At 64.9% G+C, this 25,804-nt stretch carries 24 protein-coding genes, 2 other RNA genes and 1 pseudogene; 15 read left to right on the top strand and 12 right to left on the bottom strand.

The window, feature by feature from the left end; all coding sequences use genetic code 11:
• Positions 1-6: 6 nt before the first annotated feature.
• The 6 genes from VC212_RS11460 to prmB all read right to left on the bottom strand — a co-directional run bounded on the left by VC212_RS11460 (position 7) and on the right by prmB (position 7,603).
• On the bottom strand, positions 7-1,977 hold the full coding sequence (locus VC212_RS11460) for a FimV/HubP family polar landmark protein (protein ID WP_323514941.1): 1,971 nt from the start codon (positions 1,975-1,977) through the stop codon (positions 7-9).
• Positions 1,978-2,944: 967 nt separating this feature from the next.
• Positions 2,945-3,970 (bottom strand): aspartate-semialdehyde dehydrogenase, encoded by a 1,026-nt coding sequence (locus VC212_RS11455; RefSeq protein WP_115554133.1) that lies wholly within the window; start codon positions 3,968-3,970, stop codon positions 2,945-2,947.
• Positions 3,971-4,054: 84 nt separating this feature from the next.
• The gene (locus tag VC212_RS11450; protein ID WP_323514942.1) at positions 4,055-5,113 is read right to left on the bottom strand and encodes a D-glycerate dehydrogenase; all 1,059 of its coding nucleotides are present in this window, start codon (positions 5,111-5,113) and stop codon (positions 4,055-4,057) included.
• Positions 5,106-6,209 carry a chorismate synthase gene (aroC, locus tag VC212_RS11445; protein ID WP_055850032.1) on the bottom strand — a complete coding sequence of 368 codons (1,104 nt, stop codon included), beginning with the start codon at positions 6,207-6,209 and terminating at the stop codon, positions 5,106-5,108. Before aroC ends, VC212_RS11450 begins: the two co-directional genes overlap by 8 nt.
• Positions 6,199-6,687 (bottom strand): hypothetical protein, encoded by a 489-nt coding sequence (locus VC212_RS11440; protein WP_323514943.1) that lies wholly within the window; start codon positions 6,685-6,687, stop codon positions 6,199-6,201. Before VC212_RS11440 ends, aroC begins: the two co-directional genes overlap by 11 nt.
• A complete protein-coding gene (gene prmB, locus VC212_RS11435; RefSeq protein WP_323514944.1) occupies positions 6,677-7,603 on the bottom strand; it encodes a 50S ribosomal protein L3 N(5)-glutamine methyltransferase in 927 nt (308 codons plus the stop codon). Before prmB ends, VC212_RS11440 begins: the two co-directional genes overlap by 11 nt.
• An 80-nt stretch (positions 7,604-7,683) precedes the next feature.
• Here prmB and VC212_RS11430 point away from each other — a divergent pair, with 80 nt between their 5' ends.
• From VC212_RS11430 to VC212_RS11410, 5 genes are all read left to right on the top strand, one after another.
• Positions 7,684-8,334, top strand: a complete 651-nt coding sequence (locus tag VC212_RS11430) for an SCO family protein (RefSeq protein WP_115513349.1) — start codon at positions 7,684-7,686, stop codon at positions 8,332-8,334.
• Positions 8,331-9,179 (top strand): archaetidylserine decarboxylase, encoded by an 849-nt coding sequence (gene asd / locus VC212_RS11425; protein WP_115513350.1) that lies wholly within the window; start codon positions 8,331-8,333, stop codon positions 9,177-9,179. Before VC212_RS11430 ends, asd begins: the two co-directional genes overlap by 4 nt.
• A gap of 63 nt (positions 9,180-9,242) precedes the next feature.
• Positions 9,243-9,494 (top strand): hypothetical protein, encoded by a 252-nt coding sequence (locus VC212_RS11420; RefSeq protein ID WP_323514946.1) that lies wholly within the window; start codon positions 9,243-9,245, stop codon positions 9,492-9,494.
• Positions 9,491-10,474: a hypothetical protein gene (locus tag VC212_RS11415; RefSeq protein ID WP_323514947.1), complete on the top strand. Its 984-nt coding sequence runs from the start codon at positions 9,491-9,493 to the stop codon at positions 10,472-10,474. The genes VC212_RS11420 and VC212_RS11415 overlap by 4 nt, the downstream gene beginning before the upstream one ends.
• A gap of 60 nt (positions 10,475-10,534) precedes the next feature.
• A non-coding RNA gene (locus VC212_RS11410) (sX9 sRNA) lies at positions 10,535-10,611 on the top strand.
• Positions 10,612-10,655: 44 nt separating this feature from the next.
• Here the strand turns inward: VC212_RS11410 and VC212_RS11405 are convergent.
• Entirely contained in the window at positions 10,656-12,236 is a 1,581-nt protein-coding gene (locus tag VC212_RS11405; RefSeq protein ID WP_115513352.1) for a transglycosylase SLT domain-containing protein, read from the bottom strand.
• A gap of 284 nt (positions 12,237-12,520) precedes the next feature.
• Between VC212_RS11405 and VC212_RS11400 the strand changes: the two genes are divergently transcribed.
• Together VC212_RS11400 and VC212_RS11395 are read left to right on the top strand one after the other, a co-directional pair.
• Positions 12,521-14,026 (top strand): helicase HerA-like domain-containing protein, encoded by a 1,506-nt coding sequence (locus VC212_RS11400; protein WP_323514948.1) that lies wholly within the window; start codon positions 12,521-12,523, stop codon positions 14,024-14,026.
• A 23-nt stretch (positions 14,027-14,049) separates the two neighbouring features.
• A complete protein-coding gene (locus tag VC212_RS11395; RefSeq protein WP_323514949.1) occupies positions 14,050-14,571 on the top strand; it encodes a hypothetical protein in 522 nt (173 codons plus the stop codon).
• Positions 14,572-14,775: 204 nt separating this feature from the next.
• Here VC212_RS11395 and nudK read toward each other — a convergent pair whose 3' ends face one another.
• The gene (gene nudK / locus VC212_RS11390) at positions 14,776-15,375 is read right to left on the bottom strand and encodes a GDP-mannose pyrophosphatase NudK (RefSeq protein WP_323514950.1); all 600 of its coding nucleotides are present in this window, start codon (positions 15,373-15,375) and stop codon (positions 14,776-14,778) included.
• A gap of 405 nt (positions 15,376-15,780) precedes the next feature.
• Here nudK and VC212_RS11385 point away from each other — a divergent pair, with 405 nt between their 5' ends.
• Together VC212_RS11385 and VC212_RS11380 are read left to right on the top strand one after the other, a co-directional pair.
• A complete protein-coding gene (locus tag VC212_RS11385; protein ID WP_323514951.1) occupies positions 15,781-17,055 on the top strand; it encodes a hypothetical protein in 1,275 nt (424 codons plus the stop codon).
• A gap of 60 nt (positions 17,056-17,115) precedes the next feature.
• Positions 17,116-17,191: non-coding RNA, sX9 sRNA (locus tag VC212_RS11380), on the top strand.
• Between the two features lie 256 nt (positions 17,192-17,447).
• On the opposite strand, the gene VC212_RS11375 is transcribed toward VC212_RS11380, so the two are convergent.
• Complete coding sequence (locus VC212_RS11375; RefSeq protein WP_323514952.1) at positions 17,448-18,914, bottom strand: rhomboid family intramembrane serine protease; 1,467 nt, start codon at positions 18,912-18,914, stop codon at positions 17,448-17,450.
• Between the two features lie 111 nt (positions 18,915-19,025).
• On the opposite strand from VC212_RS11375, the gene greB reads away from it, so the two are divergent.
• Positions 19,026-19,532 (top strand): transcription elongation factor GreB, encoded by a 507-nt coding sequence (gene greB, locus VC212_RS11370; protein WP_055850016.1) that lies wholly within the window; start codon positions 19,026-19,028, stop codon positions 19,530-19,532.
• Positions 19,533-19,814: 282 nt separating this feature from the next.
• Here greB and rimO read toward each other — a convergent pair whose 3' ends face one another.
• Complete coding sequence (gene rimO, locus VC212_RS11365) at positions 19,815-21,188, bottom strand: 30S ribosomal protein S12 methylthiotransferase RimO (protein ID WP_323514953.1); 1,374 nt, start codon at positions 21,186-21,188, stop codon at positions 19,815-19,817.
• A 183-nt stretch (positions 21,189-21,371) separates the two neighbouring features.
• Between rimO and VC212_RS11360 the strand changes: the two genes are divergently transcribed.
• The 4 genes from VC212_RS11360 (at position 21,372) to VC212_RS11345 (ending at position 23,245) form a co-directional block, all read left to right on the top strand.
• Positions 21,372-22,034, top strand: a complete 663-nt coding sequence (locus VC212_RS11360) for a dienelactone hydrolase family protein (protein ID WP_055850012.1) — start codon at positions 21,372-21,374, stop codon at positions 22,032-22,034.
• Positions 22,031-22,468, top strand: coding sequence for an HIT family protein (locus VC212_RS11355; RefSeq protein ID WP_311238338.1), 438 nt, complete (start codon positions 22,031-22,033; stop codon positions 22,466-22,468). The genes VC212_RS11360 and VC212_RS11355 overlap by 4 nt, the downstream gene beginning before the upstream one ends.
• Before the next feature lie 28 nt (positions 22,469-22,496).
• Positions 22,497-22,664, top strand: a complete 168-nt coding sequence (locus VC212_RS11350; RefSeq protein WP_005994260.1) for a DUF5668 domain-containing protein — start codon at positions 22,497-22,499, stop codon at positions 22,662-22,664.
• 395 nt (positions 22,665-23,059) lie between these two features.
• Positions 23,060-23,245 (top strand): DUF5668 domain-containing protein, encoded by a 186-nt coding sequence (locus VC212_RS11345; protein ID WP_311238337.1) that lies wholly within the window; start codon positions 23,060-23,062, stop codon positions 23,243-23,245.
• A gap of 161 nt (positions 23,246-23,406) precedes the next feature.
• Here the strand turns inward: VC212_RS11345 and dcd are convergent, their stop codons facing one another.
• Both dcd and apbC read right to left on the bottom strand, forming a co-directional pair.
• A complete protein-coding gene (gene dcd, locus VC212_RS11340) occupies positions 23,407-23,976 on the bottom strand; it encodes a dCTP deaminase (protein WP_055850006.1) in 570 nt (189 codons plus the stop codon).
• A gap of 96 nt (positions 23,977-24,072) precedes the next feature.
• On the bottom strand, positions 24,073-24,924 hold the full coding sequence (apbC, locus tag VC212_RS11335) for an iron-sulfur cluster carrier protein ApbC (protein WP_055850004.1): 852 nt from the start codon (positions 24,922-24,924) through the stop codon (positions 24,073-24,075).
• 384 nt (positions 24,925-25,308) lie between these two features.
• On the opposite strand from apbC, the pseudogene VC212_RS11330 reads away from it, so the two are divergent.
• Positions 25,309-25,665 (top strand): annotated as a pseudogene (locus VC212_RS11330) (TonB-dependent receptor); the annotation flags it as partial.
• Positions 25,666-25,804: the final 139 nt, after the last annotated feature.

Genomic DNA, 25,804 nt, shown 5'->3' with positions numbered 1-25,804 from the left:
CCGGACTCACGTCAGCCGCTCCAGCAACTGGGCCGCTTCGGCGCGGGTGGCGTCGTCGCCGGTGGCGGCGACTTCGAGCAACAGACCGCGTGCGGTGTCCTTGTCGCCCAGGTCCATGTAGGCCACCGCCAATTCCAGGCGATCGCGCCCGGCCGAGGCGAACTCCCTGTTGCTCACCGCATTGGGCGCCCCCACCGGGACGACCGGGGCCTGCTCGACATCGTCGGGATGTTGCAGCATGTGATTGAAGTCGAAGCCATCCTGGACAGAGGCAGCCGCTGGCGCCGATGGGCGCTCGCCAAGGGCGTACTCCGGCTCGATCTGTGGCGACGACACATCAGAGTCCTGAGCAACCTCAGGTTCCTGATAGGTCGCTTCGGGCTCCGCCACCGGCGCCGGCGGGGATGCGCGCAGCGCACGCCATTCGTCGCTGTTGATCACTGGAGCCACAGCCACCGGTTCGGATAGCAGTGGTTCGCGACGCAACACGTCCGACAGCGGCGTTTGCGCATCATGGGCGCGCTCGTCCTCGCGCAGGTTGGCCTGTTCGAATTCGGTTTCGTGCAGCACATCGTGCTCGCTGGGCTCGGTAGCTTGCGGGTCGTCCTGCTGCTCGGTGGTCTCCACTGGAGCCAGGGGCGGTGCGAAGTCGAACTGGCGGCGCGGCAACGGCGGCAGCGGCGAGGGTTTGCGTCGACGCGCCGCCAGCCATGCGACCACGGCCGCCACGATCAACACCAGGCCTCCGATCAACCACAGCGGAAAGCCGCCGCCTTGCGGGGTGGCCTGCGGCGCGTCGGCCAGACGCTTCTGCGCGGCGGCCAGATCGGTGTCCTTCATGGCGATCAAGGCTTGCTGTTGCTGCTTGAGCTTTTCCAGATCGGCCACGCGCGAGCGCAGGTCCTGCAATTCCGCATCGCGGGTGGCGATGTCTTCCTTGGCCTGTTGCAACTGTTGGTTGGCCGCCATCTCGCCCTCGCCTTCGGCACTGGTGCCGGACGTGGCGCCGGCGGTGTTGGTCTGATTCGCCACTGCCGGGGCGATTTCGAGCCGCGCGCCGGCACCGGCCGCGGTGGATGCCGCCGGTGCGGCGGGGGCAGGCGTCGCTGCAGCAGCGGCACCGGCATCGGCCGGCTGCGGAATGGCCGAGCGCGCCTGCCGCCACTGGGCGGCCTGCTCGCGCACCATCACCGCCGCTTCGGCCGCACCGACCTGCGCCAGCGCGTCTTCTTGCGGCGTGCGCAACACGGCGCCCTGTTTCAAGCGATTGATGTTGCCGTTGACGAAAGCGTCCGGATTGGTCCGCAGCAACGCCAGCATGGTCTGATCCAGCGAATGTCCGCTGGAGCGTGCCAGGCCCGCTGCAATTTCCGACAAGGTCTGGCCCGAGCGCACAGCCGGCAATGCATCGCCGGTCTGCGTGGCGGCGGTTGCGGTTGCGGCGGCACGCGTTGGCGCAGCTGCAGCGCCAGCGTCCCGGTCAGTGCGCTCCACCGCCGGAGCCGCCGCCGGCTCGCGTGCAATCGTGTTGCTGGCGCCGGCACGCGGCGCGTCGATGGCCGGTTCGGTAATCGCGGCAGCGGTGTTGGGCGCATCGACCAACGCAGCATATTCGCGCACCAGACGGCCCTGGCTCCACTCCACTTCGATCAAAAAATTGATCGCTGGCTGGTCCACCGGCTGACTGCTGGTCACGCGGATCACCGCACGCCCGCGCGCGTCCTGCGCGAACTGGAACTGCAGGCTGCTGACCAGACCCTGCGGCCGCTCCAGACCGACGCGCGCAAAGGTGGTCGCCGATGCCAGCGCCACGCGCGCGTTGTCGAGCTCGCCCGGCTCGTTGGAAATGACCGGAATCTCGGCCACCAACGGTTGCCCGGGTTTGGACAGCACCCGGATATCGCCCAAGCCCAACGCCATGGCGGCGCCGCTGCACACCATCAGCAGCAACGCACCTATCCCTTGTATCGGACGCATCGCGCCCCTGCCCCTATGCTTCATGGACATCAATATAGCCGCTGAATGAGCGAAAAAGTCGTTCGTGCCCCGCACATGCGCCGCACTTGCGATGCCGCAATGCGACATCGGTGCAGCTGCACAGCTGCGGGCGGTAAATCGGTAAGCCGATCAGCCCATCACATAAGAAGGAAGAAGACCTGCTGCGGCTGCTGCGGGGGGTGCGTAGAGCGCAGCAGCTTCTACTGCTGCCTTGATCGATATCGACTTGTGCAGAGATCGATCGCGGCCGGACCTTCACGAGTTGGGCCAACCGGGGCTCGTTCGAAGGCGCAGTGCAGTGCAGTGCAGTGCAGTGCGATCAGTCTTCGCCGCCAATGCACGTCACATGCGAGTGCCTTCTTACGACAGGCACTTCCTTACCCCGCCACCATGTCGTCAAAAGCCTCAACCAACCAGCTCTTGTAGGAGCGCACCTGGGCGCGATGAGGCGCCACAGGGACAGCCCTCGCGCCCAGGTGCGCTCCTACAAGGCAGGTGGATCGGTTTTCCTGTGTGACCAGACCGGTCAAGTGCGTTGCTTCGAAGGTAGCTGCAGGGAATGCATGCCCCATACAAGTGCCCTCTACGCAGGACACTTCGTTACCAACACGCTAGATCATTGACGGCCAAAACCCACCAGCTCTTGTAGGAGCGCACCTGGGCGCGATGAGCCGTCACGGGGACAGCCCTCGCGCCCAGGTGCGCCCCTACACGACAGGTGGATCGACTTTCATTTGTGACCAGACCGGTCAAGTGCTTTGCTTCGAAGGTAGTTGCAGGGAATGCATGCCCCATGCAAGTGCCCTTCTACAAAGGACACTTCGTTACCGCCGCGCTAGATCGTTGACGGCCAAAACCCACCAGCTCTTGTAGGAGCGCACCTGAGCGCGAGGACGCGTCATGGGGACAGCCCACGCGCTCAGGCGCGCCCCTACATGGCAATGGATCAACCTTCCTGTGCGACCAGTTCGGCCAGCTGCACGGCGTTGAGTGCGGCGCCCTTGCGGATGTTGTCGGAGACGATCCACAGATTGAGACCACGCGGGTGCGATAAGTCCTCACGAATACGGCCGACGAACACCGCATCCTTGCCCGAGGCATGCGTCACCGGCGTCGGGTAGCCGCCCGCCTTGTGCTCGTCCACCACTTCCACGCCCGGCGAGGCTTCCAGCAGCGCGCGCGCGGCTTCGACGGTGATCTTTTCGCGGGTCTCGATGGCGACCGCTTCGGAGTGGCCGAAAAACACCGGCACGCGTACCGCGGTGGGATTCACCTGGATGTTCTCATCACCCAGGATCTTGCGGGTCTCCCAGACCAGCTTCATCTCTTCCTTGGTGTAACCGTTGTCCTGGAAGTCGTCGATGTGCGGGATCAGATTGAAAGCGATCTGCACCGGGAAGCGCTGCGGGTCGATTTGCTGGAAGCTCAACAGCTCGCTGGTCTGCTTGCCCAGCTCTTCCATCGCCGAGCGGCCGCCGCCGGACACCGACTGGTAGGTCGCCACGTTGATGCGCTCGATGCCGTACTTGCGGTGAATCGGGCCCAGCGCCACCAGCATCTGCATGGTCGAGCAATTGGGGTTAGCGATGATGCCGCGCGGGCGCTGCTTGAGCGCTTCGGGATTGACTTCCGACACCACCAGCGGCACGTCGTCGTCGTAGCGGAACGCGGAGGAATTATCGATCACCACCGCGCCGGCAGCGGCGAACTTGGGGCCGTATTCCTTGGACACGCTACCGCCTGCGGAGAACAGCGCGATGTCCACGCCGGTCGGGTCGAAGTCGGCCAGATCCAGCACGTCGACCTTGCCGCCATTGAACTCGACCTGCCCACCGGCCGAGCGCGCCGAGGCCAGCGCGTACAAATTGGCGACCGGAAAGTTGCGCTCGGCCAGGATGCTCAGCATGGTTTCGCCGACAGCGCCGGTGGCGCCCACGACCGCGACATTGAAACGACGGTTTTCGTTGCTCATGAGAATGTCTTTATCGAAAGAGTGAAGAGGGGAACGCGCTGCGCGTGGGTTCGGGGAACCTCCAACGCTGGCTGTGGAGGTTCCCTATCGTTTGGTCGCGCCGGTTTTGCTGGCGTCCACGATCGTACCGCCGCGTTTGGCGGCTGCGATCGCATCGGCATTGAGCGCGCTTGGCGGATGCCCGGCGTTGGGGCCATGGCCGAGCGCGGCAATCAGGTTGTACACCGCCAGCTGCACCATGGCACGGCGTGTGGCCAGGCTGGCGCTGCCGATATGCGGGGTGAGCACCACGTTGTGCAGCGCCAGCAGCTCCGGGCGCACCGCAGGCTCACCTTCGTAGACATCCAGGCCGGCACCGGCAAGACGCCCATTGGCCAACGCATCGGCCAACGCGAGCTCATCGACGATGCCGCCGCGCGCGATGTTCACCAGCGTGGCGGTGGGCCGCATCTTGGCCAGCGCGGCAGCGTCGATGATGTGGTGCGACTGCTTGCCGTAGGGCAGCACCAACACCAGGTGATCGGACTGCGCCAGCAAGCTGTCGAGGTCGACGTAGTGCGCGTTGAGGTCCTGCTCGGTCTGCGCCGGCAACCGGCTGCGGTTGTGATACAGCACGCGCATGCCGAAGCCGTGTGCGCCGCGGCGTGCAATGCCCTGCCCGATCCGGCCCATGCCCAGGATACCGAGCGTGCTGCCGTGGATATCGGCACCGAGCATGGTCTTGAACGACCACTGCCCCCACTGCCCGTCACGCAACCAGCGCTCGGCCTCGGTGATACGGCGCGCGGTGGCCATCAACAACGCAAAGCCCAGGTCGGCGGTGGTTTCGGTCAACACGTCGGGCGTATTGCTGGCCAGGATGCCGGCCGCGCTCAGCGCGTCGATATCCAGATTGTTGTAGCCCACACCGACATTGGCGATGGCGCGCAGCTGCGGGGCCGATGCGATTTCGGCCGCGCCCACGCGCTCGTTGAGCGTGATCAGTGCGCCATCGACGCCGGCCAGGTGCGCGGCCAGCTGCTGCGACGAATACGCGGTGACGCCCGCAGTGGTGGTCAGCGCAAAATGCGCGCTCAGCTGTTCGACAACGTCGTCGAACAGCGGCTGGCTGACCCAGACCTTGGGGCGTGTCGTTTCAGACATCGATCTGACCGGGGATGCGCGGCGAGATCTCGCCGACATCACCGCATTGCGCGCGATGACGCAGCGCCTGATCCATCAGCACCAAGGCCATCATCGCTTCGGCGATCGGGGTGGCGCGGATGCCCACGCATGGGTCGTGCCGACCGGTGGTGATCACATCCACGACCGTGCCGTCTGCGTCCACGGTTGCACCGGGCAGGCGCAGGCTGGACGTCGGCTTGAGCACCATCGACGCGGTCACTGCCTGGCCGGTGGAAATGCCGCCCAGAATGCCGCCGGCATGATTGCTGAGGAAGCCTTCCGGGGTGATCAGGTCGCGGTGTTCGGTGCCCTTTTGCGCGGCACTGGCAAACCCGTCGCCGATTTCCACGCCCTTGACTGCATTGATGCTCATCATCGCGGCAGCCAGCTCGGCATCGAGCTTGCCGTAGATCGGCTCGCCCCAGCCTGGCGGCACGCCGCCGGCCACCACGTCCACGCGCGCACCGACCGAATCGCCGGACTTGCGCAGCGCGTCCATATAGGTTTCCAGCTCCGGCACCTGCTCGGCGTGTGGCCAGAAGAACGGGTTGTCTTCGACCGCATTCCAGTCGAAACCGGTCGGACGGATCTCGCCCAGCTGCGACAGATACCCGCGCACCAGCACGCCGTAGCGCTGCTTGAGCCACTTCTTGGCGATGACGCCCGCAGCCACGCGCATGGTGGTTTCGCGCGCGGACGAGCGCCCGCCGCCGCGTGGGTCGCGGATGCCGTATTTCTGCCAGTAGCTGTAGTCCGCATGGCCGGGGCGGAACTGTTGGGCGATGTTGCTGTAGTCCTTGCTGCGCTGATCGGTGTTGCGGATCAGCAGCCCGATCGGCGTGCCGGTGGTGCGGCCTTCGTACACGCCGGACAGGATCTCGATCTCGTCGGCTTCGCGGCGTGCCGAGGTATGCCGGCTCTTGCCGCTGGCACGGCGTTGCAGGTCCAGGGTGAACTCTTCCGGCGCCAGTTCCAGGCCCGGAGGGCAGCCATCGACAACGCAGCCGATCGCCGGCCCGTGCGATTCGCCGAAGGTGGTGACCGTCAACAGGCGGCCGAAACTGTTACTGCCCATAACGGCATCCTCTCAACATTGCAGCAGGTGGCAGCGCGCGCACGATGCGCGGCAGGTGCCGTGCCGCCACCAGCATCGGTGCCACGGCCAACACACTGCCGACCACCACCAGAAACAGGTCCAGCGCGAACCGCTCACTGAGCAGCCACTCGGCGAGCAGATATAGCGCCGTGCCGACCCCGCCCAGCAAGCCAAGCGCCACGCCCACGCTGCGGCGCGGATGCGCACGCAATGCCGCATCCGAGTTGGCCGCCACGATCCAGGCCGATACCAGGCCGAAGAACGCGATCGACCCGAAGCCGATCTGCGCTGCGACGCTCCACCAGCCCTGCGCGGTCGGACCGCCGTACATCGGGTCGAACAACTGCAATACCACGTCGACCAAAGCGAACGGAATGGCCGCCCCGAAGACGGACACCGGCGTCAGCAGCACGATATCGATCAGCTGCGGACGGGATACGGGCGCCTTAGCGCGCACCGGCCAACTCGGTGATGCGCGCACTGTGCGCGATCAACTCGCGGCATTCCACCGCAAAGATGCCCATCTGCCCAACCTTGAACTCGACCCAGGCCAGATCCACTTCCGGCAGCAGCTTGATCAGATGCTGCTCGGACTCGCCCACTTCGCAGATCAACAGGCCGTCTTCGCTCAGGTGCTGCGGCGCATCGCGCAGGATCTTCAGCACCAGGTCCAGGCCATCGTCGCCGGCACGCAAGCCCAGCTCCGGCTCGTAGGAATACTCCTGCGGCAGCGCGTCGGTCTCGTCATTGGTGACGTACGGCGGATTGGTGACGATCAGATCGTACTGACGGCCAGCCAGCCCGGTGAACAGGTCGGACGTGAGCAAGGTGACGTTGTCGGCATGCAGGCGCGCCTTGTTTTCGGCGGCCAGCGCCAGCGCGTCGTCGCTGATGTCCACGCCATCCACCTCCCAATGCGGGTTGTAGTGGCCCATGGCGATGGCGATGCAACCCGAGCCGGTGCACAGGTCCAGCGCGCGGGTGACTTCGCGACCGCCCAGCCAAGGTTCGAAGCCGGCTTCGATCAATTCAGCGATCGGCGAGCGTGGTACCAGGGCGCGCGCGTCGCTCTTGAAACTCAGGCCGGCAAACCAGGCTTCGCCAGTCAGATAGGCCGCCGGCACGCGTTCGGTGATGCGGCGCTCGAACAGGCCCAGCACGCGTTCTTTTTCGTCGCGCAGCAGACGCGCCTGCCCATACGCCGGGCCCAGGTCGTGCGGCAGATGCAGGCTGTGCAGCACCAGTTGGGTGGCTTCGTCCAGCGCGTTGTCGTAGCTGTGACCGAAGGTGAGACCGGCTTCGTTGAAACGGCTGGTGCCGTAGCGGATCAGGTCGATGATGGTGTGCAGTTCGTCGGCCGCGGCGGCAGTCATGGCAACAACTAAAAAGGAATCGGCCCACGATTATAGAGGTCGGATCGGTATCATGAGCGTCCGTTGCACTGGAAACCGCCATGTTCAATCGCAATACCGGCATCGTGCTACTGGTGGCGCTGGCCGCCGGTCTTGGGTTGTTGCTGGGCCAGAAGTTCTTCGGCGGGACGCCCCGCTCGCCCTGGCCGCCCACCCAGACCATCACGTTTTACCCGCAGCCGCGCCCCTTGCCGCAGTTCAGCCTGCGCCAGTCCGATGGCACCCAGTTGGTGTCTGGCGAACTGAAAGGGCATTGGACGCTGGTGTTTTTGGGCTTCACCTTCTGCCCGGATGTCTGCCCGACCACACTGACCGATCTGGCGGTGGCGCAGCAGCAGTGGGAAAGCATCCCCGACGGGCTGCGCCCGCGCGTGTTGTTCGTGTCGGTGGACCCGCAGCGCGACCCGCCTGCGCGGCTGGGCGAGTACGCCCACGCCTTCCACAAGGACACGCTGGCGGCCACCGCAGACGTGCCGGCGCTGGAACGCTTTGCCACCGCGCTGGGCTTGGTATTCCAGAAGGTGCCGGGCAAGAACTTCGATCAGAACCCCAACGACTACAGCATGGATCACTCGGCCGGCATCGCCGTGCTCGATCCACAAGGCCGCCTGACCGGCCTGATCCGTCCGCCGCTCGACCCCAAGGCGATTGCCGCCGACCTCCAACAGCTGACCAAGGTAACCGCTCCGTGAGTTTCGTCACTTCCCTGACCTACGTGCTGCCGCATCGGTTGCTGTCCTCCATGGCACGCGCGCTGGCGTACTCGGACACGCCTTCGACCAAGCAATGGTTGATCGACACGGTGACGCGCAAGTTCGGGGTGGACCTGAGCGAAGCGCAGGAACCGGACCCGCGCGCGTACCCCACCTTCAATGCGTTCTTTACCCGCGCCTTGAAGCCGGGCGCACGCGTGCCCGATGCCGACCCGGCAACCGTATTGATGCCTGCCGATGGCCGTATCAGCCAGCTCGGCCCGATCGAGAACGGGCGTATTTTCCAGGCCAAGGGCCAGTCCTTCACCGCAGCCGAATTGCTCGGCGACGCGGCAGCGGCGGCGCCGTTCAACGACGGCCTGTTCGCGACGGTGTATCTGTCGCCCAAGGACTACCACCGCGTCCACATGCCGTGGACCGGCACCCTGCGCGAAACCGTGCATGTGCCCGGCCGCCTGTTCAGCGTGGGCCCGGATGCGGTGCGCAACGTGCCGCGGTTGTTCGCCCGCAACGAGCGCCTGGTGTGCCACTTCGATACCGAGTTCGGCCCGATGGCCTCGGTGATGGTAGGCGCACTGCTGGTGTCCGGCGTGGAAACGGTGTGGAGCGGCGTGGAAATTCCACGCTATGGCGACCGCATCACGCGCAAGGATTACCGTGGCAAGGGAATCGTCTTGGAGCGGTTTGCGGAGATGGCGCGCTTCAATTACGGCTCGACGGTGATCGTGCTGCTGCCACCGGGCGTGGCCAAGCTCGATGGCGCACTTGCCGCAGAGACGGCGGTGCGGCTGGGGCAGGCACTGGCACGTCGCCAGGTGGGTTGACGCTGGGCAAAGCGGACAGCATTTGGATGCTGCATTTGATTGAGGCGCGGCTCGACGCTGATCGTGTTGCTGCCACTTGGTGTGGCCACGCTTGCCGGTAGATTGGCTGTAGAAACCTCGCTGCGGCTGGGGGCAGGCGCTAGTGGCCTGGGCCGCAGCGACGCGGCCGGTCGCGTTGTTGTTGGTTGTCATTACTCGTCATCGCATTCTTTCAAAGCACGTTGCATCGCTGGAAACAGCCAGCGCACGCTGCACCCGCTCTTTCACCTGCACTTCCAGCCGCCGGATATCGGCGGTTTTCAGGATCTTCGATGACAACACGGATGTTGCGCTGGCCGCTGGCGATTGCGCTGCTCACGGCAGTGACCGGCTGCGGCCACAAGAGCGAGCAACAACAGTTGGACGATCTGCGCGGTGGCCTGCAATACCGTGGCTACCGGCACTTCAGCGAACAGGGCTTACCGATCGCATTTGCGGCGTATCAACGCGGCGGTGCCCTGCTGGAGACCCCGCCCGCCCCGTTGACCGCCGACGACATCTGCATGCTGCACGCCATGCTGTCCTACACGGCGCTATCGGCGAACAAACTGCTGCCGGCGATCGCCGAGGCCGACCTACTGGAGCGCGATTGCGCTCCACAGGGGCGCGTCATCGCCACCGCATTGCGCTCGGTGGCCTACGAACGTAAGCAATGGCCACAACTGGCGCAGCAGTCCAGCGACAGCCTGTGGAAAAACAGCGCCGATCCGGAGGGCGACTTCGCCACCTTGGTGATGCTGCACGTGGTGATGGCCTATGCCGCGATGCAGGACAAACGCTGGGAAAACGTGGTGCTGCATGTCGACGCGATTGCGCTGGCGGTGCGTGCACCGTGGCTGGGCGAACTGGCACGCGCCGGGCTGGACCTGGCCGAGCACCGTTATCTGGCTGGCTTACGCCGTCTGAAACGGCTCAGCGAAAATCCCGGCGTGCCGCCGGAGGTGCGCGCCGAACTGCAGACCTTGATCCTGCATGTGGAAGCCGAGAGCGGCGACCTGGATTCCAATCTGGTCATCGCCCGCATCCTCAGCCGTTTCATGTGGCAGGCGATCAAGCAGAACGGCTCGCCGGTGATGCAGCAGGCGATGCAGTTTGCAGAGCAGCAGGCCCAGCGTTTTGGTCCCGAGGCGTTGCGCCAGAGCTGGCGTGCGCGGTGGACGCAATGGTGGGACGGCCTCAAGGCACGCTGGAGCGAGGACAGCGCCTCGCCGCCCTCCTCGCAGGCAGGTACGGCACCAGCTGCGCCGCCGGCTTAAACGCCGCTGACAAACGACTGCGCTCACCGCCAGGCGGGCGCAGCCGGTGCTCGGTGCCGCATGGACCACGCGTACACGTTGTTCCTGAGCGTCCCGTCGACACCCAACTGGCGGCTGCTCGCTACGTTTTTTCAGCCGCTCCAAGTGAGGTGCTGCAATCTGCGATCGCAACACCTCACACTCAGCGGTCGCAGCCCGCCAGCTTGATGCTCTGCCCTGGCTTTAACGCATAGGCCGGTGCCTTCAGGCCATTGGCCTTGGCCAGTTCCTTGATCTCGCACTGGTACTTCTGCGCAACGCGGCCGAGCGTGTCGCCCTTGGCGATAGTGTAGCTGCGCGCCTGCTTTGCCTTCGGTTTGGTGACCGCCGGCTGGCCGGTGGCCACGGTGGTCGGCACGCCAGCCATCGGGCTGACATCGCCCACCGCCACGGTCGGCGTGTACTCGGTTGCGCTGCTGCGCACGATGGCGCTGTTGAGATCGGCAGTGATCAAGGTGCGCGCCAGGTCCGCACGCGGACCGTTCACGCAGTAACGCGTGTACAGGCTGGCGATGCGGTTGGTGGCGTTGATGACGGTGCCGGCCGGAATCCAGCCATCGGGTTCATAGCGCGGGTTGAGGTTGCGCAGTGCGCGCATGTAGCCCTCGCGGACGCCCATGCCGCCCAGGCAGATGGTCAACTCATAGATTGTGGTGGACTTGGCGAGCTTGAGCGTGGCCGGCTGCGCGTCGAGCTTGGGGAAATCGACGCCGTACTGGCGCGGGTGCAGGAAGATCCACGCCGCAGCGATCACCATCGGCACGTAGTCCTTGGTTTCGGCCGGGAACTGGTTGTAGACGTCCTGTTCCCAGAATCCGCGCCCGCCGGTCTGCGAAAACACCCGTGCGGCACGCCCTTCGCCACCGTTATAGGCGGCCAGCGCCAGCTCGATACTACGGTTGAGGCCGGCCATGCGCTCGTTGAGATAGGCAGCGCTGGCTTCGGCGGCGCTGCGTGCATCGAAGCGCGTGTCGAAGCCGCTGCCGTCCGGGCCCAGCCCGAAACGCCGCCCGGTGGCCGGCATGAACTGCATCAGCCCGGCCGCACCGGCACGCGAATTGGCGTGCACCTTGCCGTTGGATTCCTTGGCCATGATGCCGAACAGCAGCGCCTCGGGCAGGCCGCGTTTCTGCCATTCCGGCCACATCACGCCGCGCAGGTTGCTGTAGTTGTCGTAGCTGGTCATCAACGCCGGGCGCATATCGGTCAGCCAGCGACGGATGCCGGCCTGCACGGCCGGGTTGTACTGCACCATCTTGTCGAACTCGTGGCGCTGGTCGTTGAGCAGGGTGGCCGCACGCGCCGCCTCGGGCACGCCATTGGCGGCCGGGCCGAGATGATCCGGGTCGGCCTGCAGCAAGGTGTCGTCGTCTTCCGGGTCTTCGGCGGCCGGCGCTTCGGCATCGGCACGCGCCTTGAGCAGACGCTTGTAGGTGGCCAGCTGATTGGCAACCAGACAGCCGCGCTGCTTGATGCAGGCGTCGATGACATCCTCCATGTCCTCCAGTGCGGCGTCGCCTTCGGCGGTGCCCTTCGGGTCGGAGTTGTTCACCAGCACCAGCGCATCGCGGTAGCGCTTTTCGGCTGCGGCCATGCGTGTATCGAGCACGGCAGCCTTCTCCGTGTCGCGCTTGGAGATGGCGTGGGCGGCGGGGACAACAGACATCAGCGCCACCACAGCCAGGACAGGCCATGGGCGCAAACCAAAATGAGCGAGCGGCATCGGAGACAGTGCAGCGGAAAGGCAGGCAGGGTAGCCGCCGGGACGACACCGGGGCAAGGCGATGCCGCCGGCAGGTCAGTGGCGCGTTAGCTTGGCGCGCCTGCCCGATCCATTGAAAACGGGCGGAGCCGGTTGTCTGGCAGCGGCGCGCACGGTGTCGACCTTGCCTGGAGACAGGCGCCGGCTCGCCGCACAGCCTGACTGTCAGAACTCATACGTCGCCCGCCGATTTGTGCGGCAACGTTGCCCGCTAGAATCCGGTCTTTCCTCACCGGATCTGCCCAATGGCCTCGTTCCTGCTCGGCAAAGGCGTCACCGACGATATCCCGGTCGTGCTCGAAGGCCGCTTCGGCAACCGCCATGGTCTGGTGGCCGGCGCCACCGGGACCGGCAAGACCGTGACCCTGATGACCCTGGCCGAAGGCTTCTCGCGCTTGGGGGTGCCGGTGTTCCTGGCCGATGTGAAAGGCGACGTGGCCGGCCTGGCCGTGGCCGGCGACGGCGCGCCCGGCGTGCTGCAGCGCGCCACGGATGTAGGCATCGCCGATTACGCGCCGGCCGCCAGCCCGGTGGTGTTCTGGGACCTGTACGGGCAGCTCGGCCACCCGGTGCGCACCACGGTGAGCGAAATGGGCCCCACCCTGCTCGCCCGCATCCTGGAACTCAACGATACCCAATCCGGCGTGCTGGACATCGTGTTCAAGCTGGCCGACGACCGCGGCCTGTTGCTGCTGGATCTGGACGATCTGCGTGCCCTGCTCGCGCTGGTGGTGGAAGAACGCAAGGAGCTGTCCACCAGTTACGGGTTGGTATCCAGCCAGTCGGTGGCCGCGATCCAGCGCGCGCTGCTGCGGCTATCGCAGGACGGCGGCGAGCAGTTCTTCGGCGAACCGGCGCTGGAGCTGGACGAGCTGATGCGCGTCGCGCCAGACGGCCGCGGGGTGATCGGCATCCTGGCGGCCAACCAGTTAGTGCTCAAGCCGCGGCTGTATTCGACCTTTCTGCTATGGCTGCTGTCGGAACTGTTCGAAGGCCTGCCGGAAGTGGGCGATCTGGACCAGCCCAAGCTGGTGTTCGTCTTCGACGAGGCGCATTTGCTGTTCGAGGACGCGCCTGCGGCGCTGGTGCAACGCATCGAGCAGGTGGTGCGATTGATCCGCTCCAAGGGCGTGGGCATCTATTTCTGCTCGCAGTTTCCCGATGATATTCCAGACAACATTCTTGGCCAGCTCGGCAACCGTGTGCAGCATGCGCTGCGTGCCTACACGCCGCGCGACCAGAAAGCGGTCAAGACCGCGGCGCAGACCTTCGTGGCAAATCCCAAGCTCGACGTGGCCACCGCCATCTCCAGCCTGGGCACCGGCGAGGCGCTGGTGTCGCCACTGCAGGGCAAGGGCGTGCCCGCGCCGGTGCAGCAAACCCTGATCGCCCCGCCGCGCTGCCGCATGGGCGCCATCAGCGCACCCGAACGCGCGCAGGTACGCGCGGCCAGCCCGGTGGGCACACGCTACGACACCGCGATCAACCGCGAATCGGCAGCCGAGCTGTTGGCACGCCGCGTCGAACAGGTCGCCGCGCAGACCGCCGCCCCGCCCGCCCGCACCCGCGAGGAAGAAGAAACCCAGGACAGCGGTTTCGGAAAAGCGGTCAAGGACGCGGTGTTCGGCACCGGCCGCCGCCAGGGCATGCTGGAAACGATGGCCAAACAAACATCGCGCACCATCGGCAGCAAGATCGGGCAGCAGATCGTGCGCGGGATTTTCGGCAGTATTTTTGGTGGGAAGCGTTGAACCCAAACAAATGAGGAAGCACCATGAGCAAGGATGCAAAGAAGACCCTGCTGGCCTGCACGATTGCCCTCGTGCTTGTCGTCGTCAGCACGGCCTCAGCAGAACAGAAAGATCGGAGTGACCTTTGGCCTCTAAAGCGGCAGCAGGTACTGACCGGCACCTACACAGGGCAACTCACCTCCTACACGCAAGACTGCCAGACTGTCCGCGCAGAGCTTTTTCTTTCGATGCCGACTCCCAGCAGAAACATGCAGCGTTACACGTTAAAAACCACCTGCATCGCTGGCAACCAACTGAACGGCCCTACCCGGACGATTACCGGCGCCTGGGACATGGACGAGGCAAGCGGTAGCTGTCTGGTGCTCAACTTCATAGACGTCGACGATCCGATGGTAGGACCGAACATCTACGGGTTTGACGTCGAAGAGGATCCTCTCCACTCGGACCACAAGCATCACATTTACGTTCTCGCTCAAGACGGCCATAACTGCCACAGCGGCAAATCACCGGAATACGACGACAAGGTGCTTAGAAGGGTGCCCTGACAACGGCACGCCTTGGTTTGCTCGATGGACTGTGGCGAGTAAAGGCCAGTATTTTTTGATGGGTTGGCCATCTACAACAGCTCTACTTCTACTGACTACGAGCACTGATGTGCAAGACTCGCAATTTCGCAGTCATCGCTAGACTCCGAAGCGACACCTCCGCCGTCTAGCAACGCCAGTGCTCTAACGAAGCTTATGTTCAAGTTAACTCAGCACGCCATGCAATTTGGCGTACTGCAGCAACATGATGGTCTTGGCGTCGGCAATCTCGCCGGACGCGATCATCGCCAGCGCAGCGTCGAGCGACAGTTCCAGCACCTCGATCTCTTCGCCGTCTTCTTCCACGCCGCCACCGTCGCTCACCTTGTCGCCGTCGAAGTATTCGCCGACGAAGAAGTACAGGCGTTCGGTGACCGAGCCCGGGCTCATGAAGGCCTCGAATACCTTCCGCACGTTGTCGATGCGGTAGCCGGTTTCTTCTTCGGTTTCCTTGCGGATGCAGGTCAGCGCATCGTCGTGGTCGAGCAAGCCGGCGCAGGCTTCGATCAGCATGCCATCCGGGTTGCCATTGAGCAGCGTCGGCAGGCGGAATTGCCGGGTCAGCATCACCGTCTGCCTGGCACGACTGTAGAGCAGGATGGTGGCGCCGTTACCGCGGTCATATGCCTCGCGCGACACCGTCTGCCAGCGACCGTCCTTGCGCTGAAAATCGAAGGTGACCTTGCGCAGCACATACCAGTTGTCGGACAGCACATCGATGCTGCGAATGCGAACCTGCGGGGTGTCGGCGACAGATGGATTCAAGCAGAACTCCTTGCGATAGGGGGAATGACTGCGCCACCGCGATTGCACGTCAGCGCGTGCCGCCTGTAGCAACGTCGCCGCATAGCCGGCAGCCGACAGCTAGCGAACCATAGGTTCCACGCAGAAGTCCATTGCGCGGCCGATGGTTCCTGATGCCCGGCGGCTCGCTCGTCGCACTGCGTTCAATCGTTGTGAGCCAGCTACGTGCCGGCAGCACCATCGGCGTCTTCGTGCAGCTGACCACGCAGGCCCCGCCTACGGCGCCAGGCAGCGCAGCCGCAGGATTGCGTGCGGCAGGCAGCGGATCCCACCCAGCTCGACGTCCCCGGGCAGCCGCGCTATCCCAATTGCACCCAGCCACGCATCGCCGCACAATCCCGGCACATCACACGCTTGGGGAGCGTCATGGAAGACCGTTTTCGCGCGCACAGGGTTGCCGCGCAGGCTGCACCTGCACCGTTTTGGACCCGCATCCCGGCGATCGCCACTTATCCACTGCGCGGCTCGGCGCTGTATGCGCTGATCGCACTGACGCTGTGCAGCGCGCTGCTGGTCTTGCCGGGCATCCTCAAACTGGTGGCCATGGGCGTGCTGGGTATGGCGACCTACACCTATGCCTTCGACATCCTGCGCCATACCGCCGATGGTCAGCCCGATGCGCCGAAGCTCGGCTACAACAGCTTCGACAGTGCGGTACTGCGTCTGATCCTGCTGGCGGTCGCGCTGGCCATCGTGATCGGCGTCGCCGCCGCGCTCGCAGGTAAATTCGGGCTAACCATCGCCTATCTGGGCACCATGCTGTTGTTGCCAGGCATGCTGATCTCGCTCGCCATCGATGGCAGCCTGCGCCGCGCGCTCAATCCGGCGGTGTCGATCGACATGGCGCTGCGGATCGGCTGGCCATATCTGGCCGCCTACGGCCTGCTTTATGTGATCCAGGGCAGCGGTACCGCAGCGGTCTTCGTCGCACTGAAATATCTGCCGCCGCTGGTACGCGAGGCGACGGTGATGATGACCTCGATCTGGACCCTGTTCGCCAGTTTTCATCTGCTCGGGTATCTGGTGTACCAGTACCACGAAGCGCTGGGCTATGTCCCCAGCGCTGGGGCAGCACACGAACGCGCCGACCCGGATCAGCGCCTGCTCGACGAGGCCGAACAGTACGTGCGCGACGGGCATTCCGACGAGGCGTTCCAAGCACTGCGTGGCGCGGTCCGCTCGCGCGCGGTGAGCCTGGCAGTGCACGAGCTGTATCAACGCCTGCTGCGTCAGCACCATCGCAACGACGAGCTGCGCGAGCACACCCGGCAGTACATCAACCGCTTGCTGCAGGAGAGGCAGGAGCGCCGCGCGCTTGCGTTGCAGCGCGAAGCCCTGGACAGCGACGCCGCGTTTACCCCGCTGCTCCCGGAACAGGCCACGTTGCTGGCCGAGCGCGCCAAGATGGCCGGGCAGTTTCAGCTTGCGACCGATGGGCTGCTGGCCGCCATCGCAGGCTGGCCACGCGATCCGATGCTGCCGAGCTGGTCGCTGGATGCCGGGCTGATGCTGGCCGAGCGTTTCGGCCGCGATGAGCAGGCGCGCGTCATCCTGCAAAGCGCCTTGGAGCATTGCGACGATGCCGCACAACGCGCAAAGCTGGACGCGGCGTTGCGGGCGGTTGCGATCCAACCGGCGTAGCGCATCTAACAAAACGACTGCGCTCACCGCCAGGCGCGCGCAGCCGGTGCGCGGTGCGGCATGGACCACTCGTACACTCCGGTTCGGCCGCGCCGTCCACACCCACCTGACGACTACTGGCTACGTTCTGTTAGCCGCTCTTGGCAGTCCAACACACATCGCCGCAGCCGGACGGTGGCGGCCAGACCTCAAAACCGGTTTGACCCACCTCATAAAGTGCCTGCATAGCAGCAAGTGCGTGCGCTCGGCTCTCAGAACGGCATGTAGTGAGTACTGAGCGCGCCCTACAATGGCACCGACGACCGCTCGCTGGGCTCGGCTAGCCACTGCTGATACGGCTTTAAAACGCCTACCACCGATACCGCCAAAATCCACTCGAACACGCAGCTGCATCAACCATTCTCAAGCAGAAACCGCGCTTTGACCGCCTGCCCCTGCTCCGGAAATTGATCGCGCACCAGCTGCAATACCCGCGTGCGTTGTTCGCCAGCCTGCAGTTCGCCGTGCCGCAGCGCCAGCACAAACCACTGCTGGGCCAGTTCGGCGCGTGGCGCATCGATCTCGCACTCCTTCAACAAACGCTCGGCATCGGCCAGCAACCCGGTACGCAGGCACGCGCCGACCAGGGCCATGCGTGCCGGTAGCGCAACGGCGATCGTGTCCTTGCTCAGTTCTGCTGCCACGCCCAGCTGGACGCGTGTCTGTTGTGCGTTATGGCTGGGCAGGTGCAACAGCGTCTGCGCATGGCGCACGGCGTCCTGCGTGCGCCATGCGTTACGGGCAACGCGGTAACGGGCCAGCGCAACGTCCGGGCTGTGCGGGGTCTCGCTGGCAAGCTCGGCGAGCAGCCGCTCGGCTTCAAGGTTTTCCATGCGTCCCAGATGGCGCTGCGCACGCTCCCAGCGGTCGTCCACCTGCGTGGCGGCGTCCTCTTCCATGAAGGCCGGGCGGGTTTGCCGCACCGCCACCAGCAACGCACCGAGCAGCGCACCGCTGACCAAGCCGCCGGCATGTGCCTCGAAGGCGACACCGCCGTTATCGCTGCCCAGCAGGCTGTACAACTCCCAGCCCAGCCACAGTGGCAGCAGCAGAATCGCCGGCCCACGCACGTAGTTGAAGACCACAAAAAACCAGTAGAAAAACCGCACCCGACGGCGGCCCCACACCACGCAAAACGCCCCCATCAATGCGGCGATCGCACCGGACGCGCCCAGCCCGCCACCGGGCTCGCCCCAGCGCCACCATAGACTCGCTGCGCTGGCCCCAAACCCGCCCAGCAAATACAGCAGCAGAAACCAGCCGCTGCCGATCGCCCCTTCCAGCAAGGTGCCCAGCGCCAGCAGAAACACCATGTTGCCGAGCAAATGATCGAAGTCGCCATGCAAGAAGGTGGCCGTCAGCATCCGCGCCGGCGACCACTCCGAACTGCGTTGCAGATGACGCAGCGTGAACACCCTGGACAGGCGGGCATCGTAAGGCGCACGTAGACCGCGCCATTCGCGCATCTGCTCCTCGTCCTTGAATAACGCGCCGCCGCGCAACGCCTGCGCAAAGGCGACATCGTGCAGTGTCAAATGCGCCAGATACGCGATGCGCTGCGGTGCCGGCACGCTGTCCAGCTTGCCCTGTCGCGCGGTGCGCAGCTTGGGGTCGGTAGTCTGCGCCAGGTAGCGTGCGTGGGCCTGCGCTTCCAGTGTGCCCAGCCCCGACGCGACGTAGTAATGCACGGCGTTTTCGACCAGCGCATCGTCCTTGCGCTGATAGCCCAGATAGACAACGACATTGATCAGCACCAGCAGCAGCGTCACCCACGGAATGTTCTGGCGCGACCAGGGTTTGTGCAGCGGCATGAGCAACATGACAACGTCCGTGTCCGAGATGGCGCAAAGCTTCGCCGGGCGGCGGCAGATGCGCAAGCCGTCCATGCGCGCTAGCATCGCGCCCCCGCTGTTCGACACCCCAAGCCCGACATGAGCCGCTGGCGCCCGCCCGCCGAAAAGAGCACTGCGTTGATCACGCCCGAAGGTCACACCCGTCTGAAGGTCGAACTGGAAGATCTGTGGCGGGTGCGCCGGCCCGAGGTGGTGCGCGCACTGGCCGCCGCTGCGGCCGAGGGCGATCGATCGGAAAATGCCGAGTACACCTATCGCAAGAAGCAGCTAGGCGAGATCGACCGCCGTGTGCGCTATCTCAGCAAACGCCTGGAAGCGTTGCGCGTGGTGGATACCGCGCCAACCGACCCGCACGCGGTGTTTTTTGGCGCGCAGGTGGAGCTGGAAGATGCCGATAGCGGCGAGCTGTTGCGCTATCGGATCGTCGGCCCGGACGAAACCGATGCCGGCCTGGGCTGGATCAGCATCGATTCGCCGCTGGCGCGCGCGCTGCTGAAAAAACGCGTGGACGATGAGTTTGAGGCGCAACTGCCGGCCGGAAAGCACACCTTTGTAGTGGTGTCGGTGGATTACGGCAGTCAGTAAGCAGGTGACGCAGGCGGCTGAGCTGCAGAGGCGCCTTTGCGCGATGGTGTTATCGGCAAGAAGCATCGCGCGCTGACGTGAGCGCCACCCTGCTGGGCGATGGGCTCGGCGCGGAGCCACGCGCAGGCAACTGATGCGATCGGCTGCGCTATACGGGCGCAGCGTGCGCGGTTGGCTTGATCGGGAACAGCCCTGTCGCGCTCTGGCGCGCTCCTACGATAGGCCTGTGACGGCTTGGTGTCGCACGTTGCTGTTGCGCAACGTGCGCCGGCTTGCGCCCGGTTACACCATCTGCAGATTCAGCGCACGTCCCTGCTGGGCAGCGCCGGTGGGCGGCAATGCGTCGCCGAACAAATCGTGTTCATCGCTGTCGGTGATTTCCACATCGATCAGGTCGCCGACCTTCAGCCCAAGCTCGCCGCCGTTCTGGATATGCACCAGGCCGTCGATCTCCGGCGCGTCCGCGCGCGAACGGGCCACGGCGATGTCGTCTTCGATCAGATCGACCAGGCATTGCTGCACGCTGCCGATCTTGGCTTCCAGCCGCATGGCGGAAATCTCCGCCTGCTTGGCCATAAAGCGCGCCAGCCGCTCCTGCTTCACTTCTTCCGGCACCGGGTCGGGCAGCGCATTGGCACTGGCGCCGTCCACCGGCGAGTAGGCGAATGCACCGACACGGTCCAGCTGCGCCTGATCCAGAAACTCCAGCAGCGATTCGAACTCGGCCTCGGTCTCGCCGGGGAAGCCGACGATGAAGGTCGAGCGCACCGTGATCTCCGGGCACATTGCCTTCCAGCGCTGCACGCGCTCAAGGGTTTTTTCCACCGCACCGGGCCGCTTCATCAGCTTGAGGATGCGCGGGCTGGCGTGCTGGAACGGGATGTCCAGATACGGCAGCAGCTTGCCTTCGGCCATCAACGGAATCACATCGTCCACGTGCGGATACGGATACACGTAATGCAGCCGCGTCCACACGCCCAGCTCCGACAAGCCTTCGCACAGCGCCTTCATGCGGGTCTGGTACATGCGCTCGCGCCACGGGCGCTCGGCGTATTTCAGGTCCACGCCATAGGCCGAGGTGTCCTGCGACACCACCAGCAGCTCCTTGACCCCGCCACGCACCAGCCGCTCGGCTTCGCGCAGCACCTCGTCCACCGGGCGCGAGGCCAGATCGCCACGCATCGAGGGAATGATGCAGAAGCTGCAACGGTGGTTGCAGCCTTCGGAAATCTTCAAATACGCGTAATGGCGCGGGGTCAGCTTGATGCCGTAGTCCGGCACCAGATCTACGAACGGGTCGTGGCGCGGCGGCAAGGCCGCATGCACCGCTTCCATTACGCTTTGGTAGTCCTGCGGGCCGGACACCGCCAGCACCTGCGGGTAGGCAGCGCGGATCTGCTCGGGGCGCTTGCCCAGGCAGCCGGTGACGATCACCTTGCCGTTGGCGTTCATCGCCTCACCGATCGCATCCAGCGATTCGGTCACCGCCGAATCGATGAAGCCGCAGGTATTGACCACCACCACGTCGGCCGCGTCGTAGCTGGGCACGATGTCGTAGCCCTCCACGCGCAGCTGGGTGAGGATGCGTTCGGAATCGACGAGCGCCTTCGGGCAGCCAAGGCTGACGAAGCCGACTTTGGGGTTCAGCTGGGACATGGAAGCAGGAGCCTGGGAAGTGGAGCGGCCTGGGGCCTGGGCAAGGCCAATTATAGCGGCGTGCGGGCAACGCTCTGAACCGCAAAGACGCGCCAGCCCGGCCGGCTTTGCGAAACCCTCACTTTTCACCATGCCGGTCCGGTCGATAATGCGCGCCTCCCTCGCTGCACATCAGGAATTCCCATGGGTCACTGGACCACGCTCGACACCCCCGACGGCCAGGTTGCCGCCTGGCACGCCACCCCCGCCTCCAGCCCGCGCGGCGGCCTGGTGGTGATCCAGGAAATCTTCGGCGTCAACGAACATATCCGCGCGGTCGCCGACGACTACGCCGCACGCGGCTATGAAGTGCTGGCGCCGGCCTTCTTCGATCTGGAAGAAAAGGACGTGCAGCTCCCGTACGACCAACCCAGCGTGCAACGCGGCCTGGCCCTGGCCAACGCGGTGGGCCTGGAACGCGCAGTGGAGGTGGTCAAATCCGCCGCCACCTTGCTGACCCGCGCCGGCAAGGTGGGCACGGTGGGGTATTGCTGGGGCGGCTCGGTGGCGCTGCTGTCGGCCATCCGCCTGGGCCTGCCGTCGGTGAGCTATTACGGCGGCCGCAACACCCAGCTGCTGGACGAAACGCCCAAGGCGCCGGTGATGTTCCACTTCGGCGAACAGGACGCCAGCATCCCGCCGGAAGCGATCCAGGCGCACCGCGAAAAACTGCCGCAGATGGAAACCTTCGTGTATCCCACCGGCCATGCCTTCAACCGCAGCATCGACCCCAACCACTACGACGCCGACAGCGCCGAGCGTGCGCTCGAACGCACCCTGGGCTTCTTCGAGGCGCATCTGGGATGAGCGCACCGGCATCGAGCGCCCCTGCGGCAAGCGACTTCGAGCTGGATGCGCGGCTGGCGGCCGACAGCGTGTTCGTCGCCGACGGGCCGCTGTCGCAGGTGCGCTTGATGGACGACACCCGCTTCCCCTGGCTGGTGCTGGTGCCGCGGGTGGCCGATGTCAGCGAGTGGATCGATCTGGATGGTGGCCAGCAGCGCCTATTGCTGGCCGAGATCAACCAGCTCTCGCAGTTGCTGCGCGTGGAACCTGCCGTGACCAAGCTCAATATCGGGGCGCTGGGCAATATCGTGCGGCAGCTGCACGTGCACCTGGTCGGCCGTCATCCCGGCGATGCGGCCTGGCCGGGGCCGGTCTGGGGCAGCGGCCAAGCACAGCGGTTCGCCGCCGACGCCTTACAGGAGCGTGTCGCGGCATGGGCGCAGCGGCTACGATAGGCGCCCGTTCGCCAAGCTGCCCTCTCGCATGAAATCCAATGTCGTCGCCGCGCTGATCCTGATCCTTGTGGGCCTGCTGTTTCTGGCCAACAACCTGGGCTGGACCAATCTCAGTCTGGGCAAGCTGATCGCCACCTGGTGGCCGGCCGCGCTGGTGGCCTGCGGCATCGGCATGTTGTTCGGGCGTGGCAAGTAGGTGGGGCTGGGATTGGGGAGTTGGGATTCGGGAGTCGTCACAGCGGTGTCTCGGCGCCGCTAGCTCGCGTAGCAGTTCAGCCGCAATGCCCCCTTCTCCCCTCGGGAGAAGGTGCCCCGAAGGGGCGGATGAGGGTACGCGCGAAGCCTAGTGCATTCGATGAAGCGTTCTGATCCAGCACCATTTTCTGATCCAACACCATTTTCCGATGTTGCAGCGACCATGGCCATCGCGTCCGTCGTCGTTACCGCGCGCGCCCTGATGACAACTCACGATCAACGCGCACCCGGCAGCAGCGCGACATGACGACTGTCACCCGCAACTGTTGACTTCCGGCACCTGATTGGCGGGGCCATCGCGCGCAGCATGGCCTCACACCCAACGAGGACGCCGCCATGCATTACCGACTGACTTCCGGCCTGTTTTTGATCGTCATGGGCGGGATGTTCCTGCTCAACAATCTTGGCCTGAGCCGCATCGACCTGGGCGACGTGATTGCGGCGTGGTGGCCGTTGATGATCATCTGGGCCGGCGTCTACCAGCTGATGCGTCGCCGCAAACCGGTGCTGGCAACCGACTGAGCTGCGGGCCAGAAGCGCTGGCGATAGCGACCTCGCACGCTATGTGCAATGCAGGCGCGCGACGCATCCCGTGCACCGCACACCCTTGATATGGCCTCAGCGCGTCACGGCCCTGCTGCCGCCGGCTGCAGACGCGCTTGCGTCGACACCCATGCAGCGCATCACGTACGCGGCAAGGTCACGCCGGTCTGGCCCTGGTACTTGCCACCGCGGTCCTTGTACGAGGTTTCGCACACTTCGTCGGATTGGAAAAACAACATCTGCGCCACGCCTTCGTTGGCATAGATGCGCGCCGGCAGCGGCGTGGTGTTGCTGAATTCCAGGGTCACGTGGCCTTCCCACTCCGGCTCCAGCGGGGTGACGTTGACGATGATGCCGCAGCGCGCGTAGGTGCTCTTGCCCAGGCACACCACCAACGTATCGCGCGGGATGCGGAAATATTCCACCGTGCGTGCCAGCGCAAAACTGTTCGGCGGGATGATGCAGACATCCGATTCGACATCGACAAAGCTGCCTGGGTCGAAATGCTTGGGGTCGACAATGGTCGAGTTGATGTTGGTGAAAATCTTGAACTCGCGCGAGCAACGCACGTCGTAGCCGTAGCTGGAAGTGCCGAAGCTGACGATGCGCTGGCCTGCTGCGTCGTGCTTGATCTGGCCGGGCTCGAACGGCTCGATCATCGCGTGCTGCTCGGCCATGCGCTTGATCCAGCGGTCGCTCTTGATGCTCATGCGGTGTTCCTTGAAGACGGTAGGCGGCAGGCCGGTCGGCCCGCGCGAAAGACGGCAAAGTCTAGCAGCGGCCGGCACCAGAGGCCGGCCGGCGGATTACAGCAGCGAGGCGGAAATCGGAATACTGGCGCGCGGACGCTTGCCCAACTCTTCCGACAGCCGCCTGGCTGCCGCCAGGTAGGCCTGCGCGGCAGCAGAGTCCGGCGCGGCGATCACGATTGGCTGGCCGGCATCGCCCTGCTCGCGGATCGCAATCGCCAACGGCAACGACCCCAGCAACGGCACGCCGTACTGCGCCGCCATGCGCTCGCCGCCGCCTTCGCCGAACAGATGCTCGCGATGGCCGCAGTTGCTGCAGGTATGCACCGCCATGTTCTCGATGATGCCCAACACCGGCACCTCGACCTTTTCGAACATCTTCAGCGCCTTGCGCGCATCCAGCGTGGCGATGTCCTGCGGCGTGGTCACGATCACCGCGCCGGCCACCGGAATCTTCTGCGACAGGGTCAGCTGGATATCGCCGGTGCCGGGCGGCAGATCGATCAGCAAGTAATCCAGGTCGTCCCACAGCGTGTCGTTGAACAGCTGGGTCAGGGCCGAGGTGGCCATCGGCCCGCGCCAGATCATCGGCGTGTCCTGATCGACCAACAGGCCGATCGACATCGCCTCGATCCCGAACGCACGCAATGGCTCGATCGACTTATTGTCCGGGCTGTCGGGTTTGCCGCTCAACCCCAGCATCGCCGGCACGCTCGGCCCGTAGATATCCGCGTCCAGCACGCCGACGCGCGCGCCCTGCTGCCGCAGCGCCAACGCCAGATTCACCGCGGTGGTGGACTTGCCCACCCCGCCCTTGCCCGACCCCACCGCAATGACATTGCGGATGCGTGGATGCGGCGCCAGCGCGCCCTGCACCGCGTGCGCGGCGATCCTGCGTTCGCCGCTCATGCCTGGCTGCCTGCTGCGTCGCCGGTCACTGCGCGCGCATTGTTGTCCAACATCGTTGCCATTACCTGTCCCGTTTCGTCGTGTGCGGTCGCGAGGACCAACGCCCAGCGCGCGCCGCGAATGGCGCTCAGTTTACCGGCTCGTGCCGGTTGCATTCGCTGCGAAGTACGCAGAGGCGGCTGGAGTGCTCGCCAAATATCGACCAATTCACAATTATGAACAGGCGGAAGTTAAGAACGTCCGTTGAAGGAATTCAATTCATTCAACCCGCGCCCAGTAAGCGCAGCTTTAGCGTCACGGCTCAACAACGAATCCGCAAGCGTCTGTCGAGTCGTCTCTCCGACGATATCGCTCGAGCGCCACCCTGTTGGCCACGCACCGGGCGAACACGAACAGTACGTCACCGACCCGCGCTGGCGCGCGCAGTTCCAGACCAAGTACAACTGGAACGAATGGCGCGCCTCGTGGGACATGAACTATGTGGACGGCAACCTGCGTGTGACCCCGGAGAGCTACAACAGCAACCCGGGTTCGGCCAGCCCGATCAAGAACGGCTCGTACACGTATCACAACTTCCAGTTCGGCTATCAATTCCCCGGCTCGAAGATCGACGTCTACCTCGGCATCGACAATGCCTTCGACAAGGATCCGCCGCGCAACTACTTCGGCTCGGATTTCAACTCGGCGCTGTACGACAACGTCGGCCGGTTCTTCTACCTGGGAACGACGGTGCGGTTTTGACCGGAAGTGACATGTAGGAAAAAGCCCCGCTTGTCGGGGCTTTTTTTTGGCGACGACGTGGCGAGCTGGAGCGCGATGTGTCTCCAAAGGAACCGATTCCCGCGCCGTGGTCGCGCTTGCTTAGCGCTGCTCAGCCTAT

This window comes from Xanthomonas sp. WHRI 8932A, from assembly GCF_035012785.1.
Lineage (GTDB): Bacteria > Pseudomonadota > Gammaproteobacteria > Xanthomonadales > Xanthomonadaceae > Xanthomonas.
This window is presented reverse-complemented; position numbering and strand designations above follow the sequence as displayed.

Excerpts from the sequence above, each read along its gene's own strand:
- VC212_RS11360 (WP_055850012.1), top strand. The coding sequence starts at position 21,372 with ATGGGTCACTGGACCACGCTCGACACCCCCGACGGCCAGGTTGCCGCC.
- rimO (WP_323514953.1), bottom strand. The coding sequence starts at position 21,188 with ATGTCCCAGCTGAACCCCAAAGTCGGCTTCGTCAGCCTTGGCTGCCCG.
- VC212_RS11430 (WP_115513349.1), top strand. The coding sequence starts at position 7,684 with ATGTTCAATCGCAATACCGGCATCGTGCTACTGGTGGCGCTGGCCGCC.
- VC212_RS11405 (WP_115513352.1), bottom strand. The coding sequence starts at position 12,236 with ATGCCGCTCGCTCATTTTGGTTTGCGCCCATGGCCTGTCCTGGCTGTG.
- apbC (WP_055850004.1), bottom strand. The coding sequence starts at position 24,924 with ATGAGCGGCGAACGCAGGATCGCCGCGCACGCGGTGCAGGGCGCGCTG.
- VC212_RS11455 (WP_115554133.1), bottom strand. The coding sequence starts at position 3,970 with ATGAGCAACGAAAACCGTCGTTTCAATGTCGCGGTCGTGGGCGCCACC.
- VC212_RS11350 (WP_005994260.1), top strand. The coding sequence starts at position 22,497 with ATGAAATCCAATGTCGTCGCCGCGCTGATCCTGATCCTTGTGGGCCTG.
- VC212_RS11345 (WP_311238337.1), top strand. The coding sequence starts at position 23,060 with ATGCATTACCGACTGACTTCCGGCCTGTTTTTGATCGTCATGGGCGGG.
- VC212_RS11355 (WP_311238338.1), top strand. The coding sequence starts at position 22,031 with ATGAGCGCACCGGCATCGAGCGCCCCTGCGGCAAGCGACTTCGAGCTG.
- VC212_RS11375 (WP_323514952.1), bottom strand. The coding sequence starts at position 18,914 with ATGTTGCTCATGCCGCTGCACAAACCCTGGTCGCGCCAGAACATTCCG.
- aroC (WP_055850032.1), bottom strand. The coding sequence starts at position 6,209 with ATGGGCAGTAACAGTTTCGGCCGCCTGTTGACGGTCACCACCTTCGGC.
- VC212_RS11395 (WP_323514949.1), top strand. The coding sequence starts at position 14,050 with ATGAGCAAGGATGCAAAGAAGACCCTGCTGGCCTGCACGATTGCCCTC.
- VC212_RS11385 (WP_323514951.1), top strand. The coding sequence starts at position 15,781 with ATGGAAGACCGTTTTCGCGCGCACAGGGTTGCCGCGCAGGCTGCACCT.
- dcd (WP_055850006.1), bottom strand. The coding sequence starts at position 23,976 with ATGAGCATCAAGAGCGACCGCTGGATCAAGCGCATGGCCGAGCAGCAC.
- greB (WP_055850016.1), top strand. The coding sequence starts at position 19,026 with ATGAGCCGCTGGCGCCCGCCCGCCGAAAAGAGCACTGCGTTGATCACG.
- VC212_RS11460 (WP_323514941.1), bottom strand. The coding sequence starts at position 1,977 with ATGCGTCCGATACAAGGGATAGGTGCGTTGCTGCTGATGGTGTGCAGC.
- VC212_RS11450 (WP_323514942.1), bottom strand. The coding sequence starts at position 5,113 with ATGTCTGAAACGACACGCCCCAAGGTCTGGGTCAGCCAGCCGCTGTTC.
- VC212_RS11400 (WP_323514948.1), top strand. The coding sequence starts at position 12,521 with ATGGCCTCGTTCCTGCTCGGCAAAGGCGTCACCGACGATATCCCGGTC.
- VC212_RS11415 (WP_323514947.1), top strand. The coding sequence starts at position 9,491 with ATGACAACACGGATGTTGCGCTGGCCGCTGGCGATTGCGCTGCTCACG.
- prmB (WP_323514944.1), bottom strand. The coding sequence starts at position 7,603 with ATGACTGCCGCCGCGGCCGACGAACTGCACACCATCATCGACCTGATC.